This is a genomic window from Devosia pacifica (assembly GCF_014652635.1).
Classification (GTDB): Bacteria; Pseudomonadota; Alphaproteobacteria; order Rhizobiales; family Devosiaceae; genus Devosia; species Devosia pacifica.
The window spans coordinates 473538-489965 of record NZ_BMZE01000001.1 but is presented as its reverse complement, the minus strand read 5'-3'; the positions used below and the strand labels follow the sequence as shown (position 1 = coordinate 489965).

Genomic DNA, 16428 nt, shown 5'->3' with positions numbered 1-16428 from the left:
AGGCTAAGAGTCTAAAGTTAGCGAGTCTGCTCATCGGCTGGTTTGCGAAGACTCGCCAGTTCGCTTCCCCCGGCTAATCAGCCGCCAGATAGCGAAGCGCTGAACCCCAACTCATAGCAATCGAGCGGAGGAATCCGATGCTTTACCAGATCGGGCCGATCGCGCTCGACACCCGGCCCTTCTCTGCGGATTCGTTGAGCCGTGCTGGCGGTGCAGATCTCGCTGTCAAGCCGCTGATGAATGCGTTGCCTGGCCGTGAGTTCATGGGCGAGGCAGACGAGAAGATCTCGATTTCCGGCCAGCTGCTGCCGACAAAGATCGGCGGGATGACCGAACTCGAGATGGCACATGCGTTGAGCCGGCAAGGTACGGCGCTGCCGGTGATGCGCGGCGACGGCAAGATGTTCGGCTGGTTCGCAATCGAGAGCGTCAGCGAAGGGCACGAAGAGCTGCTGCGCGACGGCATGGGTTTCGTGGTCAAGTATCAACTGGCCCTGGTGAAGGTGGAGCCGGATGCCGGCAATGTGGCAACGCCCGCCGGCGGCATCGTCGGCATGCTTCTCAGTTTGTTCGAGGCGCTTTGATGGAAACCGTGACGATCACCCGCGAGCGCATGACGCTCGACCTGTTGTTGTGGCGCCGGTTCGGCGGGGCAGGGCGCGCGCTGATTGCGGCTGCGCTCACTCTCAACCCCGGCCTTGCTGCACTCGGCCCCGTGCTTCCACTCGGCACCGTCGTGACGCTGCCTGAGCCGCCGCTCGAGACCGCGCAGCGCTCGCGCAAGGTTCTTTCGCTGTTCGGAGACGCGTGATGGCGTGGACCGTTTCGTGGCGCGTGCTGATCAATGGCCGTGACCTCACTTCGGCTTGGCGCCCAGTGCTGATCGACATAGAGATCGAGGACCGCGACGGCACCTCGTCTGACACCTGCAGCCTGACGATCGACGACACCGATGGCCAGGTGCGCCTGCCCAACAAGGGCGATCGGCTGATGGTTTTTCTCGAAGGCGGCAAGGTGTTCGAGGGCTTTATCGAGCAGCCGCAATCGAGCGGCTCGCGCAGTGCCGGCAGGGTGTTGAAAATCCGTGCCAAGGGGTTCGACTCGACCGGCAAGGTGAAGGAGCCGCAGGGCTTTCACATGGATGATGCCAGCCTCGAGGCGTTCCTCAGTCGCGCAGCCGGGCATGCCGGCATGACGATCAACATCGATCCGGACTTTGCAGGGATCGTTCGCGACTACTGGTCAGCCGAAGGTGAGAGCTTTCTGGCGCTCGGCAACCGCATGGCGAAGAAGCTCGGCGGCACCTTCAAGATCCGAGGCGATCGAGCGGTGCTGGCGAAACGTGGCGCTGAGTCTGTCGGTGCTGTCCTCGGCATCGTCGGGCAGAATGTCATCAGTTGGGACATCACCCCTCGTGCGCCACGGCGGGCGTTCAAGTCTGGCTCTGCAAAATGGTTCGACCGCAAGTCGGCCCAGTTCGTGACCGAGACGCTAAAGTTCGGCGCCGAGGGTGTCGAGGCTGACAATTTGGCGCGTGACGTGATGGCCGATGCCGATGAGGCGAGAGAAGCCAATGACACGTGCAAGCGCGAGGGCGAGCGCGATATGGACCAGCGGTTTCCCATGGCAACGCCACGAAATCGAGCGCCATCGCTGGCAGCCCCAAGCCAGAAGCCAGCCCTAGTCCCCCCATGATCGATAGCAACCGCCTGCGTCCAATCATCTTGTGAAGGTCGTGTGTAAAACCGAGATCGTGGTCATGCTTTTGTGCGTGCGACATTGATTTTGTCCTGAGCTTAGTGATCGCGGCCTCAAGCGACCGCAGCATCAGGCTATTGCTTGCGATCTAACGACGATCTGTCCTAGGGATTAATTCTCGGCAAGGGTTGGAGCTGGCTCACTGCCCGCGTGCCGCCATTCAAATTCCACCGCCATCCGTTTGTCAGCGCGCAACGAGTAGATATCGCGCAGAGCGTGGGTAGGGGGCTGAAAACAGCGCTGCACTAGGCACAGGGCAGAAGAGCCGTCGGAAGGCTTGACACGGAGCCGGACCAAGCTATTCCGGTCCGATCGATCCGCGACGGATGTGCCTATACTTGCTTCTGAATTACACAGAACCGATTTCCATCGGGATCCGCCAAAACAACGTAGTCAGCGTCTTCCGGATAATCTCTCTCCACACGCGTCGCCCCAAGTGCGATCAGTCTTTCGACCTCGGCCTGTTGGTTCTTGGCATAAAGATCGAGATGGTGGCGCGGGCGCTCCCTGGAAGCTCTGACATCAGCCTGATCTATGGCAATCTGCACGCCGGCACCATTGCAAGGCACTAGAATAGCCCAGTCAACATCTGGCTCCCGCAGTGGCCGGTAGTCGAGGGCCTCACACCAGAATGCGATGGCCCGTGGGACATCGTCGACTCCCCAAACGATTGAACCTATGCGTAGCATGGTTACCTCCTGCGATTGTGCCGCAATGCGTTGCCTATTGCTTCTTACCGTCCGTTGGTCCGCCGTCGATACAGCTCCGCCGACGGCGCTGTGAAGGGGTCAGGCCGCTTTTCAACCTTAGTCTGCTGCCAGTTGATCAGCGATCCTAGCCCGCTCGGACTTCGACCGAATCTGTTGCGTTTGCATGCGTTGCGGTCGCAGCTGCCAAACGCCCTCGTGCTCCACAAGATTGAAGCGCCGTCTTGCACCGATCATGAGATCTTCGGACGCGTAGTCGGCAAAGACGTCGATTTGTGCGGTAACCGGCGATTCTAGGCGGCGCAAGGTTTCCGCCGATTGCCCTCTGTCCTTGTCTAGTGCCCTATCGAGCAGTTCGCCGTATGCGCCGGCGTCCAGATAGTCTCCCGCGCCCAGCGGACCTTGAAACGTCAACTCTCTTGGGTCGTTGGGCCGAGCGCTGTCGTCCGACAGTTCGCGCGCTGTGACTGAGGCACTCCATCGCCGGTCACCGGCCTCCAGCGTCGCTATAATGCTCTCGACGTAAATCGCATCAGAACTCATGTTGCTGATCAGGCACCGAGCATCTAGTCCGCCGCTGGCGCCGCGGTTGATCAGGATCTTCGATCGGGTCTGCCGTCTGTAGCTTTGCAGGAACAAATGAAGGTAGGCCACCCAGATAAACAGCATCCCCCAATTTGCTGCGAGATTGAGCAGCTCAGTATTACTCGACAACCATTGCATGCTGGCAAACTCCACACGAATTTTTCTACGCCGACAAACGCAAGTGGGCTTCTGAGGTGCCGGTTTTATCCTGTGATGCTGAGTTGCGTCTCTGAGAACTTCATATACCGGTGCGCCGTCGATACAGTTCCGCCGACACCGCCTCCATAAGGCGCTTGATGTTCGGCTCCATGCGATCGAGCCTAATTGCTGTTTCCCACCTCACTCGGATCTGGTTCAGCACCTTGTGCAGATATTCGGTGTCTTCCTCAAGCAGCCCGGCCGGGATCCGTTGAGAGAGCCTGTCGAGCATCGCATCGATCTCTCCCACCACATCCCTCGGCACCTTTGTCGTCTCGATGAGCCGATGCCATGCTTCGGTTGCTGCATCCGCTGCGGCCTGACGATCGGCTGCCATGCCGAACTCACCGAAGCGTCCTTCCCAGAACACGCTCCATTGCCATTTCTCCTGCCCGACAGCCTGCGGCATGTGCCGGACTGTTGCGGCATGATCCGGGTGATCGTCGGGATAGGCGACGAACCAGTCGCCAGAGGTGGAGCGTTGCCAGGGGAGGCGGGGCAGGGTCATCCAGTCAAAGACCGCTCGCGGCGGGTGGCGAAGACGGCTTCGATTAGTCGGGGCTGTGGGGTCTTGCCGAATCTGTTGTGAATGAATCGACTTTGACGCTCATCGACGGCGTAGACGTAGTTAGCCGCACCCTCAGTCACCGCCTGATTCACATATGCTACTAGGTCTCGCGGCCTTACCTTCGAAAGTCCTGCCGCCATCGTGTCGTCGGTGGCCGCCAGAAATAGCTTCCGCGGGCCGATAGGGAGCAGAAGGTGACCGCCCTTGCGCAGCAAAGCCGCCGTCCGGATGACCGGTCGATCGGAAGTCAGAAACGTTCGGTCGGAAAAGTTGTTATAAACCGACCAATGAAGGTTATTAATCTCTTGTGCCACACGAGAACTGTCAATGCAGTAGGCGAACACCTGTGCCATGGATAGCTCGTGTTCGCGCTCCGTCATGCTGTCTATTAGGTCCAAGATCGACCCATCAAAGCCAGGAGGCGCATGCTCCTTATAGTCCTCTTCGTCAGCGGCATCTATCTGCCTAATCTCTCGCGGCCACTCTCGGCGAAATACGGCGACATCTTCTGGAGATCGCACCAAGAGAGAATAAATAAATCGCGACCACGCAGAGGTTCTGCGGGCGGTCCAGTTTCCTTCCCAGATATTGGGTTGATCTAGGAGATCCAGCGCATCCGAAGCGGCGTTGTCGATCGGGGCGAAAAAGTGCGTCTCAAGGATGCTCGCGGCGGCGGGTTCAACATGCTGCAGTTCGTAAAGTCGATCCATGAAGCCGGTAGCATTGGGATGAGCGCGGCGCACAGCGATCCGATTGCCATGCACCCTCCTAAATTCAGTTAACTTTCCGTCGACCCCGGTGGCCCATCGCTTGAGGTAGAACGCCGGAATATAGTGATGCTTGTGAGCCGGGTTTTGCCGACTCTCACTCACTGCACCACCACTCCTCACCATCCGGCCACCTGCGCGCCAGTCCTTCGCTGATCAGGATATCGCCAACGTCGCGGCCGCCGATCCGAATCGTGCCGAGCGTCCTGCCGTAGTTGCCGGTGCCGCCTGTCTCAATCGTCCACTCATAGCCGTTGAGCAACTCAACCAGGCGATTGCTGGCTTGCTCTGCCAGTGCCTTCTCTTGAGCACCACCACAGATGTTCGTCATCGGCTCCGGAGTGTCGAAGTCCTTCAGCCTGATATTTTCGCCATTGAGCCAGAGCGTGTCGCCGTCAACAACGCAGGTTTTATCTGCGGTGTTTGGTTGTCCCGGTCGGCACTTCTCTATGGCTTGAGCGGGCAGGGCGAGGAGGGCGCTCAACAAGAGGATGGCTGTTCGCTTCATGCTCGACGATATAGCACCGCCTCAATGCCCCTAGCCAGTTGCAGGCAGGACCCGTTCCCACTTCTGACCACTTTGCAGCATTGCCAATGTGGATGGCGAGTGGGAACATTTCCTGAGCTCTACATATAATGATTTCGCCTGTCACTCCTGAACCGGTCGTTCGAGGATGCGGGGCGGCGCGGGGCGGAGTGACATAAGGCCTAGATGCCGATAATGTCACGTTCTGTTTGGCTGAGCCCAAATGCCGTGGCCAGCGTCTCGTCGATCTCGGCCTCGGCGGCGTCAGCGGAAGCCATGACCTTGGCTACTCGGGCTTTATGGCGGGCGAAGACGTCCAGCCACTGCGGACGTTCCTTTATCGGGACGTGGACACCGCGCTTCACTATCTCGGCAAGGAATTCTGCTGATGACAGTTCATGCCACGCGTCGAGCTTCCGCCCGAGCTTTGCCGCACCGCCCGATGCCCGGAGCAGGGAATGCAACGAGGCTGTGGTCTCCACGAACTTCGACCGGCCAGCCACAATGCGGTCGACAAGCGCAGCGATCACAGGCTTCTTGATCCCCTTCGGAACTGGGATCGAGTTTATCATGTCCGAGGTGAAGTTGACGCCGCCGTTGTAGCTGGCGCTGGCGTACTTCTGCTTCACGTAGAACGACGCAATCTGGCTGTTCACAATGCCGGCCAGGCACTTCAGTAGGACGAGGTCGTCTGAACAGATCACCAGCGTGGTCTTGCCGGGCACGTAGGAGCCGTCGAGATCGATCGCTCCGTCTAGGAGGGTCAGTCCCTTGATGACGATCTTGGGCGATGCCGCCCGCCGATTGTATGTGGCGCCGAGAGTCTCCCGGAACGATGCTTTCGAGACGATCGGGAACTCGTAGTCGTTCTTGAGGTAGCGCATTGGCTTCGCGCCCCAACGGAAGACGTACTTGTCGAGCGTCCCGGTGTTGGCGATTCTGTAGTCCTTTGCCGGGTCGTAGCCATGTACGGATTCCGCGTCCTCTATGATCCCGCCGAGGGTGTACGTGTCGGCTGTGGCGCAAGCGTTCTCGGTCTCCGCGAGCTCGCCGAGCCGCTTCGCGGCTTTTTTGTCCAACTTGCGCAGGAAGGCATGATGCACGGAGAGAAGACGGTCGAACCCATCCTCACCATTGAGTTCAGCCTTTGGAATTCTTCCGGAAACTACGATCTCGCCGTCGATCAGATCGTGGATCTGCAACTCGTCCGACGGCTTATCGCCTATCGTCGTGATGATTGAATCCACTAGCGCGCTCTCGAAGACGTCGCGACCGACCGGCAGAATCGACAGGATACCCGGCACAATACGCTTGCGCATCGCGGTGCCGAAGTCCTTCGAGATCCACTTGTCGGGCGTGATGTAGGAGAGGTAGCCGCCGGGAGCCATCAGGTCGCAGCCGAGCTCTAGGAAGGCGATGTACAGGTCCCAGTTCCCCCTAGTCTGCGAGTAGGTCTGGGTGATGAACTCGCGTTCGCGGGTCCATGCCTTCACCATCGCTTCCGAGTCGACGTAGGGGGGATTGCCGACCACCACATCGAACCCTCCGTCCTCCATGATCTCCTCAAACTCAACTTCCCAGTCGAAAGCGTTGTCGCCTACGACAGACGCGTCGTCGATGAGGGAGTTTCCCGTCTTGATGTTGTCATCGAGGTAACTGAGCTTCTCGTTGCGGTTGGCGGTTTTCAGCCACAGGGAGAGCTTGGTGATCTCTACGGACTCGCTGTTAATGTCCACGCCGTAGACGTTATTTGCAAGAATATGTGTGTCCCATCGGAAGAGGTTGATCTGGCCCCCGTACAGGGTCTCCAGCGTCCGATTGATCGTCTGTCCCTCGCGGTACAGTAGGTCGAAGACCTCATTCAGGAAGGCGCCTGAGCCGCACGCGGGATCCACGACGCGAATCGTCGATAACCGGTCCCTATAGGCCTCCCAGATGGCGACGTGCTTCCGGATGTTCTCGTTGAAAACAACCTTCGATACCTTCCGACCCCTCGTTGGGATCCTGATGGACGCGTAGTCGGCGTCCGCGAGCGGCGCCAGTTTGTCGAAGCCGAGCTCCGCCTTCCTCTCGGCGAGCCAGCGTCCGACCGTCTGCTCGACGATGTGGCGAGTGATGAATGGCGGGGTGTAGAAGATGCCGTCTGTCCGCCGCTTCGAGCCGACCTCAGGCGGAGGCGCGGAGTCGGGGTCGAGCTCCTTCTTCAGGTCCTCGATGTCGGAGATCGACTGCTCGAAGACGTGGCCGAGGATGTTGACCGACACCTCACTGTCGTAGTCGTAGTCGCCCATGGCGGCAAAACGGGCGCACATTTTCTCGCTTATCGCGAGGGCGTTGATGTCTTCGTCCTTCGCGAAGAGACCGCCGTTGTAGCCGGGGATACCGAGGCGTTCGTTGCCCTGGTCGATCGAGTTGAAGAGGCCTTTGAAGTTCTCCCAAGCCGGCTGGGGGCTGTAGGGGTTCTTCGTCTCGAAGGCTTCCTTCAAACTTTCCTTCCGAAGCAGTCCACGATCCTCCGCGAAGGCGATGAACAGCACCCGATCCAGGATGGTCTGCGCCATACGGACGGCCGAAAGCGACTTGATGGCCGGATCCGATGACCTGATTTCCTCAATCAGTTCGGTTCGGATCTTCTTGTACTCCGCGTAGAGCTGCTTCGTGATCTCCTTCTGTGTCGCATCACTCTCCTTCAGGAGGTCAAGCGTCGCGCCGGACAGCAAGTTTTCGGCCGACAGGAGCAGCATGAAGCGGTGGTAGTTCTCCGGCCGCGTCATCGTAGCCAAATCGAAGGCTTCGTAGTCCTTTCGTCCGTATCCCACGGCGTAGAGGCGAATCTGGCGATAGTTGGAAACAATGACCCACTGGGCACCCTTCGCGTCCATTGCGTATTCCCACGCCTGCTGGACGGGGGACTTATTCCTCCCTGACATCATGGCGTCCAGATCCTTCATCCGGGCGCCCTTCAGCTCGAACGGTGCCAGGATCTTCGGATCTATTCCGGCCCCGAACCGGCCGAGGGCTACGTCGACGTTCCCTGTCCCGACCGGCTGGTTCTTCGCAACGGTCCAAGTCGGCCCCGCACTGCTGCCGGAATAGCCGAGGGTATCGACTAGAATGCGCTGAATAAATTCGCCATCGTTCGACGTCTCTCGGTCGTACACACCGTCCGAAAGACTCTGACTCCACGCTGAAAGGATAGTCGCATGGGTGGCTGGGATCGGACCCATATTCCGCAGCTTTTTTGTGATTGCACGGGGATGGAATAACGGCATGTAGCGAATCCAGTACTAACGGCAGTCGTTCGCATTCGCTTCATCTATGCGTTAGCGACGGTGTCGAAAAACAAAATATAGTCAGTGCTCGATCGATAGATCAACGTTGAGCAAACTCCATCATGGCCGTTATACTAGGAGATCGCGCTGGTGTAGGATATGCTTTCAGCGCTCCGCGACCTGAAGCGGTTTGGAAGCTATCCACCCCGTTTGCGCAGTGAAGGTGCGACAGGGTTAGGGGCAACGGAAAATCAGCTTCAATAGGCAGCGTTGCGGACCGCACAATACGCGAGCACTCGCATAAAATCTGCTGTGGATGTTGCGCACGAGGCAGGTCGCAATGGGCACGACCCTCAAGTTCTTGTCCAAGGCAGGGACAACAAGTTCAGGACCGAGTGGACATACGGAAACGATCCCTATCAGCTGAAGGTTAGGACCGACCGCTAAGCTTTATCGTCATTGCCGACAAATCGCGACGCGTAGAATGTCCGTCTGAAGCTCAGCGAGGTACTCCCTTGACCCTGTCAGTATTTCGGCACCGCTGCCGCTTCTCCCGAATTACCCGCATAGTTACGTAAAGCCGCCCGGCAACATACTCGGCTTCTAGGTTGCCTCGACGGATCTCGAGTCGCAGACTGTTCACCGTCAGTTCGCCGCCCGGATAAGCCAATGGCAGAATGTCTTTGAGGCGGTAGGGGCGATCGATATCAATCTCGGTTTCGGAGATTGTTGCATTCCGGGAGTCTAGAAGGGCGGAAGGATGCGAGGATGAAACAACCGAAGATGCAGTTCGAGATCAACCTAATGGATGACGGTTCGGTCCTTACCGCCGATGGCGAGTATCTGGGCACTTGGTCCGACATCAATGACGCGATCTACACGTTTACTCCGGATGGATCTGAGGAGGAGTTGTTCGCGCACTCATTCGTGTGGGGGCTCTGCGAACAGATCAAGGAGTGGCAGAGTTCGAAGTAGGACGCGAGCCGCGCCTCATCAACGCTTCTTCGTCTTCTTGCGCTTGTCCAATTCTTCGCGGAGACGCTTCAGGTCTTCATAGCTGTTGTTCATGAACTCAACCTTCTGACGCTTGCTCTCGATAGATGCCGCACGGGTAATGTCGAACAGCTTCAATTCTGTCGGTCCTGGCTTCACCGCCTTGACCAGGATCCACCAGCAGTTGTCACCGTTGAACTCGCCGACATAGTAGCGCCGGACGACCTCAAAGGCGTCTTCATCGCCGGGGTCTCGGCGCGGCCAGAGCATGACCTTGATATCGCCGACGCTGGGCAGGACGCCTCCGAACATGTCGAGCGTGTAGTGGTCCTCCAAGTCCTCGACGTCGCCATCTTCGGTGAGGAGCGCGAAGCGGACACCGTACTCCGAGAACTCGATGGGCTCAGACCCCTCGGGGCCGTCCGGTCCTTCGACGATGTCTCTCACGCTACTGTCCTATTTCAGTTCCCGCTGTACTTGGCGGTCTTGCGCCACAGCGAGAGAGCCTGCGTTGCAGTCCGTCCCTTCACCTCGGTGCGCTGGTCCAGATAGTGGCTGACGGCTACATGGCTCCTTTCCTGGCCGGCAGGATCGCGCGGATGCGTCAGGGGCGCAAGAGGTGCTCACTTCTGCTATCGTCCTAGAAAGGTATGTCGTCAGTGATAGTGCCGGGACCGAATTTGTCGTCGTCAGGCACCCACGACCAAGCCAAACCGCCGCGCTTGCTGGCTTCCCCTGGAGGCCAAACCAGAACTGTCCCATCGTCCGATATTTTAACGTTCCAACCGTCCTTCATCCAAAAGTCGACTTTATCTTCTTCGAAAGACATGGACCCGACCAGCGGGTGCCCGACGAGGATGTCCCGTGACACTTCGACAGCACTTCGCTGAGCGCCCAGCCTAGTCAAAAATCGGCTGATGATTCGCTCTAAGGTATCCCGAGATTTCAACGCGTCGTCGAGAAGCCGGCGAACTGCTTCAACCTCAGAAGGATAACCCTTCTCCCTCTGGTACTCGACTATCCGCTCTACAAGGTCGGCGGGCAGAGCGTAAACCCGGCGCTGCGTTTCGACAGGTGCTGGCGGCGAGGGCGGATAGGGAATTCCTTCCTGAGCTTTAAGCCGACCCTTCACCGGCTGCTTTTGGCCGCCCTCATCATCATCAACCATTGTTCCCTCCATTTGTACCGCAGGTGTGGGCAGTGGTAGCCGCCTGCTTGACAATGATCCATTGCACGAGCAATGTCACAATCGTTGTCACATTAAGGGTAACAGAATGCTTGCATATCGAAGGAACCGCCCGAAGCCCTGTCGAGTGGTAGTCCTCTTCGACCAGTCAGAACTACAGAAGATTGACAGAGTTGGTGTGGCGTTGGGGATGACTTCTCGGAGCGCCGCTATCCGACACCTTGTTCGCGAGGGTCGTTACCAAGCTGACGCCAAGAACGAGAAAGGCCCGGCCGAGACTGCAATCTCGCCGAGCCATGATCATAACCACCCCACGGAAATGGATGGAGGAAATGATGCCTGAATATAAGGGCAATCTGCACGAAATTGCAATCGTCGGTACCACGGTGCGTCAGATCGCCTATCGCGGTGAGCCGGTCGTGACATTCGCGATAGTCGACCGGGTGCATCAACGAGTCGATGGAACGGCGGGAAGAACCTTTCGCGAAAACCGTGAGCGCTTTGTCGAAGGCGAAGACTTCGTCGAAGCGCCGTACGATGCATTTTCGTCCGACGTAGTGCGTCGGACCAAGGGCGGCAACCGCAAGCCGATCATCCTGTTGACTCGCCGCGGTTACCTCAAACTGGTCAAGCCCATGAACGATGATCGGGCATGGAAGGTGCAAGGCGAGATGGTCGACCGCTACTTCATGGTGGAGCAGGCGCGGTCCGGCACTCTCGACTTCAGCGATTACCGCGCCGCACGAGAACACCGTCTCCAGTTCGCGCAGAACCTCAAGATGGCGGCGCTGATCGGGCTCAAGGGCGCTGAAGCTGCCATCGCTGCCAATCAGGCGACGGCGCGTGCCACCGGCTTCGACACGCTCGAGGCGATGGGCCAGCGGCACGTCATCGCGCCTCAGAAGGACGCGCTCATCGTCCCGTCCGATATCGGCAAGGAGGTCGGCCTCAACGCCGTCGAGGTCAACCACCTTCTCCAGGTCCATGGCTTTCAGGAGGGCAAGCGCACCAAGAAGGGGAAGCCGTACTGGGTGCCGACGCCCAAGGGTGAGCAGCATGGCGGTACGATGGTCGTGGTGCAGCGGGCCCATGACGTCACCGGCTCCGCCCGTCAGCTGAAATGGCCGACCAGCATGATCACCATTGTTCGCGAATTGGTCGCTCGGGAGGTCGTATAGTGGAAACGATCGTTGTGACCTTTGATGGTGTCGGCCTCACCGACGGCGAGAACTATCACCACCGCGCCGGCCGCAAGGCAGTTCGCGCAGGCTTCATGATCAATCAGGATGTTGTGTTGCAATACCCCGATGGCTCAATGGGGAGGGGGACGCGCATTCTGGTGACGCCGAAGGGGCTCGAACGCCTGAAGCGGTCGATGCCCCTTTCTCTCCGTGGAAGTGAGGGCACAGCATGACGCCCGAATCTCTCGATATGACCGACTGGTCGATCCTCGACTTCGAGCTTGCCTATGATGGTATCCGCCAGGTGGCAGAGGCAGCTCTGTGGCTCCAGAACCAGCCACGCGCGTATGATGGCTCACAGTACTACGCCGGCGCTGACTTCATCGTCGAACTGGGCGAGGGTTGGTGCGCGTCCGTTCTAGATGAACTGATGGGAGCACTCAGGATTCGGCGTTTTTCTGAGCGCGCTGATGAGGATCGGCGTCTACGGTTGCTTATTCGGGACATGACACATCACGGCCCGGCGGGTGATCCAATTGAAGCCATCGTGCAGCTGGTAACCGAGCAAAGGGCAGCCTGAAAACCGCGGCCTGAGGAACTGGAACAACGGTGAACGGGCGCCGACCAATAGCAGATCGGCGCTCATTTTAGTTGGAACACGTCATTGAAATCATTGACTACCTAGCAGCCTTCCAAGCTGAATATGCGGGTTCGATTCCCGCTACCCGCTCCAATAGACTACCGCTTTCCCTTGATTGCGCCGGTCATCCGCTCCCAAGCCATTCTGAAATCGCCCCGCAAACGCAACCTTGCGTGAGCTTCGGCATGGTCACCTCCCGAGATCTTATGCGGAGGGAAACTGGCTCATGTCCATGTAGACGTATTCCCAGACATGCCCGTCAATATCGGCAACCGCCCGGACGTACATGAATCCATGGTCCTGCGGATCGCGTATCTCGGTGCCACCGGCGGCGATGCCCGCATCAGCGATTTCGTCAACAGCTTCGCGGCTTTCGCGGGACAGGGCGTATAGAGCCTGAGTTTGCTCTTTGGGGTCAGGGATTGGCAATGGCGAAAACTGTTTGAACTTCTCGTGGGTGAGCACCATCAGGTAAATGGTGTCGCTGATCACGATCGACGCCGCCGTCTCGTCCGTAAACTGGGGATTGTGATCGAAGCCGAGGGCCTTGTAGTAAGCCATCGAGGCTGCAAGATCCCGAATGGGCACGTTGATGAAAATCGAAGTGGGCATTGCCTGATCCCTCCGTGGGGCGGTTCAGTTGTAGCGACAAGCTAACCGTACGCAATACCCCGGCCAGCCCACACCATCTTTGCGGTCGGCCATCAGAAAGCCAGGGCGAACAGCAGCCGGAAGTGGAGAGCTTCTAGGCGATTGACGGGGGTCTCTGCGACAGCGTGCAATAACTCAGTATTGTGTCGACCACGTCGCTCAGCGGCCTTGTCGCGTCGATGGTGATCGAGTCGGTCGGTATATCCTCACGGCTGGCATGCAGGCGCATTATGAAGTCACGCTCTTCTGGGTGACTGCCCCATTCGTCTTTAGGTCTTTGCTCCAGCCGCTGACGCAGGGTTTCTGCGTCGACATCAAGCACAAACACACGGTCGAAGAGGTCGATGAACTGGGGGAAATTTCGCGAGCCTCCACAAAAGAACGTTGCCGGCGCAGAGGTGTCCGCGGCGATGTCCGCTACCTTGGTGACATCCCAAAGATGATAGTAGTGGCCCTGACCATCCGGAACGTTGAGGATGGGCTTTCCGGTTGCCGGATCTCCCTTGTAGGCGAGGTCGCGGTCGCCATTCAAAGCCTGATACCCACGTCGACGCAATTCGTGACAGACCGAGGTCTTGCCAGTACCGGAAACGCCTTCGATCAGATAGTTGCGAACGCCCATTCTGCTGACTTTGTCTGTTCGATTACGAGCTAGGCGTACGCCACCCACCCTCTGAAGCTCAAGGCACAGTAGAATAGCTCGATGCCGGAAAAACCGGCTTCGGCAAGCATAGCTTCTTCGTCTGACGGAGACAGTACGTGCAATCGCGTGGCGATGGCGCGTCGCGACTCTTCGGCTTTTGCCGGGTCAGCGCTCGGGCCCAGGCCGTAAGCGACATGCCTTGCAATCCACTTCGCCCGCTCAGGTTCGGACTGCGCAAAACTGATATGCGCAAGGATCAGGGGAGCGCCCCGTCTCATCCTTGCCCGCATTTGGCGCAGCGTTTCGAGCCGTTCGGGGGGCGCGATGAAATGAAAGGTCAGAAGACTGACCGCCGCGTCGAACGGCCCGTCAGGTGCGGCAGAAATGGAGCCTTCGTGCAGCGACATCCGCGGACCAAACTCGTGCAACGTCTGCCGTGCGAGGGCAAGCATATCCGTGGAAGGATCGACACCATCAAAGCGCCAGCCAGGTGACGTTTCGGCAAGCGCCTTGGTTTCCATACCGCCGCCGGCGCCCAGAACGAGGAGGCGGGCGCTTGCAGGAACCGTCTCCTGCAGCAGCAGTGCGGTCATTCGGTGAAGTGCCTCGAGACCCGGCACCTGCCGACGCGCATTAGCGATATAACCAGAAGTGAGATGATCAGACATGCTCGTGCCTCAATTTGTATCATCAACTGATACAAATTGAGGCACCATGTCAATCTTTGATGCTACTTCAATACTACGCTGATGGTGCCGTCGCTTTCGAGAACCATGGATTGTACCGCAGAGACCTCCTGAGCGCCGCCGGCACGCAGCGCGCTCTCGGCTTCCTCCAAGGTGACGCGCTCACGTTTCAATGCGCCGGCGCAGTATTCGCCCTTGTGCGCCAGCAGGGTCGGATCAGAGCGCATCACATGCGCGAACGGTCGCGACCGAACGGATATGAAGGTCACCAGGAATTGCAGCGAGATTAGCAGCGCCAGCGCCAAAGCGCCTTCGGCTAAAGCGATGGATTCCTGCAAGAGGATCGCTGACAGCGTGGAGCCAAGTGCGACCGTCACAACCAGATCGAACGCGTTCAGCTTGGCCAGGGTGCGCTTGCCGGAAATCCGCAGGAATAGAACCAGCGTCAAATATGCCAGCACCCCGACAATGAGGGTGCGGACAATTCCGCTCCAGTTCTGGAAAAACATCTCGGAGAAGTCCACCAGCGCCTCTTCTGTCTCAGTAAAATGCTAATTGATCCAATGAGTCTCGGCGGCATTAGGCTCCGCAGATCGCGCAGGTTAGTCCGCGTGATTCAGAGCTGGAGGCGACTTTCGATTGTAAAGCGTAGCTTTGAAAGCTTATCATCCCGGGAATATTGATCGGGGGGACACTATGGCAGTTGATTACAGAACTGATAGCTCGCAAGACGCTATTAATGCCAAGGAGTTGGAGCTCTACAACCTGATCATGGATTATAGGGCGACGCTTGGGCTGGCGTCGGTTCCGCTTTCCGAGGCCTTGTCTACCGTCGCAGCACGGCATGCGCTTGATACGGTAGAGAATGTCGGAACGTATTCTGGTCATTCGTGGAGCGACGCGCCTTACGATCCCTCCAATCCTGCCACTTACGGGACCATCTGGTATGCGCCGCAGCGGCTGCAGACCGACTATCCCGGGAATGGCTACGAGATCAGCACCGGGTATACCGGCAACATAGCCTCGTACGAGATGTCTCCGGAGCGTGCCCTGCAAAACTGGCAGGGTTCACCCCCGCACAATGATGTTCTCACAAATCAGGGGCCATGGGACGATCCATGGCTTGCGATTGGTATCGGCATGTATAAGGGCATCGCCCATGTCTGGTTCGGACACGAGACGGATCCCGATACTGGACCGTCCGGCGTGATTACCGGAACGCCCGGCCTCGATATCTATACGCTGGATGCCGGCCGTGGCGCGGCGACGATAGAAACGTCCGACAAAACCATCATCATTACGACCGGCACGATTTCGGTGACGCTGTCCGACTATGAACGCGTGGCGTTCAACGACGGGGTTCTGGCGTTCGATATCTCGGGAACGGCGGGGCAGGGCTACCGCATCTACCAGGCCGCGTTCGATCGCACGCCGGACGCTGAGGGACTTTCCTTCTGGATTGGCGAAATGGATGGAGGCATGTCGCTTTATGATGTCTCGACGCGCTTCCTGATTTCGCAGGAATTTATCGCGCTATACGGGGCCAGCCCGAGCAACGCGGAATTTGTCGATTTGCTCTATCGCAACGTTCTCGGCAGAGAAGGCGAGGCTGAAGGCACACAATGGTGGAACGAACAGCTTGATAGTGGCGCTTATGACCGCGCCAGGACCTTGGCGAGTTTTTCCGAAAGCGACGAAAACGTTGCGAATGTTGCGGGAGCGATCGCTGACGGAATATGGCTCACATAGCCAATCTTCGACGGTGGCGCCTAGTCTTCTGATCAGGTCTTGACGCTCTGGGATGACGGCGGGTTGGCTTCCAGCCGTTCCAGCGCCGCCCCGACGCGCTCGGCAACGCTTGTGTCGAAGTCATGATCGGGGCTGGTCGTCTCGTATTCGTGGAGTTGGTCAGGCGTCACACCCGCCTCTGCAGCCAGTTGCTCAAGCTCAAGACCAAGGTCGAGGCGGCGATTGTGATCGCCCTTCGGTACACGGTCAGCGGGGTTGATGGGTGTTGGCATGTTCAGGCTCCTCGTGGTGCTTTTGCTACGAGAAAGCCTGCAAAGC

The 16428-nt window shown here is 58.3% G+C and carries 21 protein-coding genes; 8 read left to right on the top strand and 13 right to left on the bottom strand.

From position 1 onward, the window contains the following. Positions 1-137: 137 nt before the first annotated feature. Genes IE127_RS02415 through IE127_RS02405 form a run of 3 tightly spaced genes read left to right on the top strand, consistent with a single transcriptional unit; the run spans position 138 to position 1695 of the window. A complete protein-coding gene (locus tag IE127_RS02415; protein ID WP_189422980.1) occupies positions 138-584 on the top strand; it encodes a phage tail protein in 447 nt (148 codons plus the stop codon). Beyond that, entirely contained in the window at positions 584-811 is a 228-nt protein-coding gene (locus IE127_RS02410; protein WP_189422978.1) for a tail protein X, read from the top strand. The genes IE127_RS02415 and IE127_RS02410 overlap by 1 nt, the downstream gene beginning before the upstream one ends. Then, entirely contained in the window at positions 811-1695 is an 885-nt protein-coding gene (locus tag IE127_RS02405) for a phage late control D family protein (protein ID WP_189422976.1), read from the top strand. Before IE127_RS02410 ends, IE127_RS02405 begins: the two co-directional genes overlap by 1 nt. Positions 1696-2090: 395 nt before the next feature. Here the strand turns inward: IE127_RS02405 and IE127_RS02400 are convergent, their stop codons facing one another. The 6 genes from IE127_RS02400 to IE127_RS02375 all read right to left on the bottom strand — a co-directional run bounded on the left by IE127_RS02400 (position 2091) and on the right by IE127_RS02375 (position 8381). Next, positions 2091-2447 carry a VOC family protein gene (locus tag IE127_RS02400; protein ID WP_189422974.1) on the bottom strand — a complete coding sequence of 119 codons (357 nt, stop codon included), beginning with the start codon at positions 2445-2447 and terminating at the stop codon, positions 2091-2093. Between the two features lie 117 nt (positions 2448-2564). After that, a complete protein-coding gene (locus tag IE127_RS02395; RefSeq protein WP_189422972.1) occupies positions 2565-3188 on the bottom strand; it encodes a hypothetical protein in 624 nt (207 codons plus the stop codon). A 100-nt stretch (positions 3189-3288) separates the two neighbouring features. After that, positions 3289-3756, bottom strand: coding sequence for a hypothetical protein (locus IE127_RS02390; RefSeq protein ID WP_189422971.1), 468 nt, complete (start codon positions 3754-3756; stop codon positions 3289-3291). Next, on the bottom strand, positions 3753-4688 hold the full coding sequence (locus IE127_RS02385; protein WP_189422969.1) for a DUF4238 domain-containing protein: 936 nt from the start codon (positions 4686-4688) through the stop codon (positions 3753-3755). The genes IE127_RS02390 and IE127_RS02385 overlap by 4 nt, the downstream gene beginning before the upstream one ends. Continuing rightward, positions 4681-5067, bottom strand: coding sequence for a thermonuclease family protein (locus IE127_RS02380; protein WP_244639885.1), 387 nt, complete (start codon positions 5065-5067; stop codon positions 4681-4683). The genes IE127_RS02385 and IE127_RS02380 overlap by 8 nt, the downstream gene beginning before the upstream one ends. A gap of 224 nt (positions 5068-5291) precedes the next feature. Beyond that, on the bottom strand, positions 5292-8381 hold the full coding sequence (locus IE127_RS02375; RefSeq protein ID WP_189422966.1) for an Eco57I restriction-modification methylase domain-containing protein: 3090 nt from the start codon (positions 8379-8381) through the stop codon (positions 5292-5294). 768 nt (positions 8382-9149) lie between these two features. Between IE127_RS02375 and IE127_RS02370 the strand changes: the two genes are divergently transcribed. After that, positions 9150-9356, top strand: coding sequence for a hypothetical protein (locus IE127_RS02370; protein WP_189422964.1), 207 nt, complete (start codon positions 9150-9152; stop codon positions 9354-9356). Between the two features lie 18 nt (positions 9357-9374). Here the strand turns inward: IE127_RS02370 and IE127_RS02365 are convergent, their stop codons facing one another. Then, positions 9375-9821, bottom strand: a complete 447-nt coding sequence (locus IE127_RS02365; protein ID WP_189422962.1) for a hypothetical protein — start codon at positions 9819-9821, stop codon at positions 9375-9377. A 193-nt stretch (positions 9822-10014) separates the two neighbouring features. Further along, positions 10015-10542 carry a hypothetical protein gene (locus IE127_RS02360; RefSeq protein WP_189422961.1) on the bottom strand — a complete coding sequence of 176 codons (528 nt, stop codon included), beginning with the start codon at positions 10540-10542 and terminating at the stop codon, positions 10015-10017. Between the two features lie 353 nt (positions 10543-10895). Between IE127_RS02360 and IE127_RS02355 the strand changes: the two genes are divergently transcribed. The 3 genes from IE127_RS02355 to IE127_RS02345 are packed head-to-tail and all read left to right on the top strand — an operon-like array spanning position 10896 to position 12321. After that, the gene (locus IE127_RS02355; RefSeq protein ID WP_189422960.1) at positions 10896-11738 is read left to right on the top strand and encodes an ORF6N domain-containing protein; all 843 of its coding nucleotides are present in this window, start codon (positions 10896-10898) and stop codon (positions 11736-11738) included. Continuing rightward, positions 11738-11974, top strand: a complete 237-nt coding sequence (locus IE127_RS02350; protein ID WP_189422959.1) for a hypothetical protein — start codon at positions 11738-11740, stop codon at positions 11972-11974. The genes IE127_RS02355 and IE127_RS02350 overlap by 1 nt, the downstream gene beginning before the upstream one ends. Beyond that, positions 11971-12321 (top strand): hypothetical protein, encoded by a 351-nt coding sequence (locus IE127_RS02345; protein WP_189422958.1) that lies wholly within the window; start codon positions 11971-11973, stop codon positions 12319-12321. Before IE127_RS02350 ends, IE127_RS02345 begins: the two co-directional genes overlap by 4 nt. A gap of 264 nt (positions 12322-12585) precedes the next feature. On the opposite strand, the gene IE127_RS02340 is transcribed toward IE127_RS02345, so the two are convergent. The 4 genes from IE127_RS02340 to IE127_RS02325 all read right to left on the bottom strand — a co-directional run bounded on the left by IE127_RS02340 (position 12586) and on the right by IE127_RS02325 (position 14885). Next, positions 12586-12993, bottom strand: a complete 408-nt coding sequence (locus tag IE127_RS02340) for a VOC family protein (protein WP_189422957.1) — start codon at positions 12991-12993, stop codon at positions 12586-12588. Positions 12994-13126: 133 nt separating this feature from the next. Continuing rightward, positions 13127-13654 (bottom strand): AAA family ATPase, encoded by a 528-nt coding sequence (locus IE127_RS02335; protein WP_189422956.1) that lies wholly within the window; start codon positions 13652-13654, stop codon positions 13127-13129. Between the two features lie 29 nt (positions 13655-13683). After that, the gene (locus IE127_RS02330) at positions 13684-14343 is read right to left on the bottom strand and encodes a class I SAM-dependent methyltransferase (RefSeq protein ID WP_244639883.1); all 660 of its coding nucleotides are present in this window, start codon (positions 14341-14343) and stop codon (positions 13684-13686) included. A 62-nt stretch (positions 14344-14405) separates the two neighbouring features. After that, positions 14406-14885, bottom strand: a complete 480-nt coding sequence (locus IE127_RS02325; protein WP_244639881.1) for a DUF421 domain-containing protein — start codon at positions 14883-14885, stop codon at positions 14406-14408. Positions 14886-15057: 172 nt separating this feature from the next. Here IE127_RS02325 and IE127_RS02320 point away from each other — a divergent pair, with 172 nt between their 5' ends. Further along, positions 15058-16110: a DUF4214 domain-containing protein gene (locus IE127_RS02320; RefSeq protein ID WP_189422954.1), complete on the top strand. Its 1053-nt coding sequence runs from the start codon at positions 15058-15060 to the stop codon at positions 16108-16110. 32 nt (positions 16111-16142) lie between these two features. Here IE127_RS02320 and IE127_RS02315 read toward each other — a convergent pair whose 3' ends face one another. Further along, positions 16143-16382, bottom strand: coding sequence for a helix-turn-helix domain-containing protein (locus IE127_RS02315; protein ID WP_189422952.1), 240 nt, complete (start codon positions 16380-16382; stop codon positions 16143-16145). Positions 16383-16428: the final 46 nt, after the last annotated feature.

Excerpts from the sequence above, each read along its gene's own strand:
- IE127_RS02410 (WP_189422978.1), top strand. The coding sequence starts at position 584 with ATGGAAACCGTGACGATCACCCGCGAGCGCATGACGCTCGACCTGTTG.
- IE127_RS02370 (WP_189422964.1), top strand. The coding sequence starts at position 9,150 with ATGAAACAACCGAAGATGCAGTTCGAGATCAACCTAATGGATGACGGT.
- IE127_RS02375 (WP_189422966.1), bottom strand. The coding sequence starts at position 8,381 with ATGCCGTTATTCCATCCCCGTGCAATCACAAAAAAGCTGCGGAATATG.
- IE127_RS02390 (WP_189422971.1), bottom strand. The coding sequence starts at position 3,756 with ATGACCCTGCCCCGCCTCCCCTGGCAACGCTCCACCTCTGGCGACTGG.
- IE127_RS02395 (WP_189422972.1), bottom strand. The coding sequence starts at position 3,188 with ATGCAATGGTTGTCGAGTAATACTGAGCTGCTCAATCTCGCAGCAAAT.
- IE127_RS02345 (WP_189422958.1), top strand. The coding sequence starts at position 11,971 with ATGACGCCCGAATCTCTCGATATGACCGACTGGTCGATCCTCGACTTC.
- IE127_RS02340 (WP_189422957.1), bottom strand. The coding sequence starts at position 12,993 with ATGCCCACTTCGATTTTCATCAACGTGCCCATTCGGGATCTTGCAGCC.
- IE127_RS02335 (WP_189422956.1), bottom strand. The coding sequence starts at position 13,654 with ATGGGCGTTCGCAACTATCTGATCGAAGGCGTTTCCGGTACTGGCAAG.
- IE127_RS02400 (WP_189422974.1), bottom strand. The coding sequence starts at position 2,447 with ATGCTACGCATAGGTTCAATCGTTTGGGGAGTCGACGATGTCCCACGG.
- IE127_RS02415 (WP_189422980.1), top strand. The coding sequence starts at position 138 with ATGCTTTACCAGATCGGGCCGATCGCGCTCGACACCCGGCCCTTCTCT.
- IE127_RS02320 (WP_189422954.1), top strand. The coding sequence starts at position 15,058 with ATGGCAGTTGATTACAGAACTGATAGCTCGCAAGACGCTATTAATGCC.
- IE127_RS02360 (WP_189422961.1), bottom strand. The coding sequence starts at position 10,542 with ATGGTTGATGATGATGAGGGCGGCCAAAAGCAGCCGGTGAAGGGTCGG.
- IE127_RS02355 (WP_189422960.1), top strand. The coding sequence starts at position 10,896 with ATGCCTGAATATAAGGGCAATCTGCACGAAATTGCAATCGTCGGTACC.
- IE127_RS02330 (WP_244639883.1), bottom strand. The coding sequence starts at position 14,343 with ATGTCTGATCATCTCACTTCTGGTTATATCGCTAATGCGCGTCGGCAG.
- IE127_RS02405 (WP_189422976.1), top strand. The coding sequence starts at position 811 with ATGGCGTGGACCGTTTCGTGGCGCGTGCTGATCAATGGCCGTGACCTC.
- IE127_RS02315 (WP_189422952.1), bottom strand. The coding sequence starts at position 16,382 with ATGCCAACACCCATCAACCCCGCTGACCGTGTACCGAAGGGCGATCAC.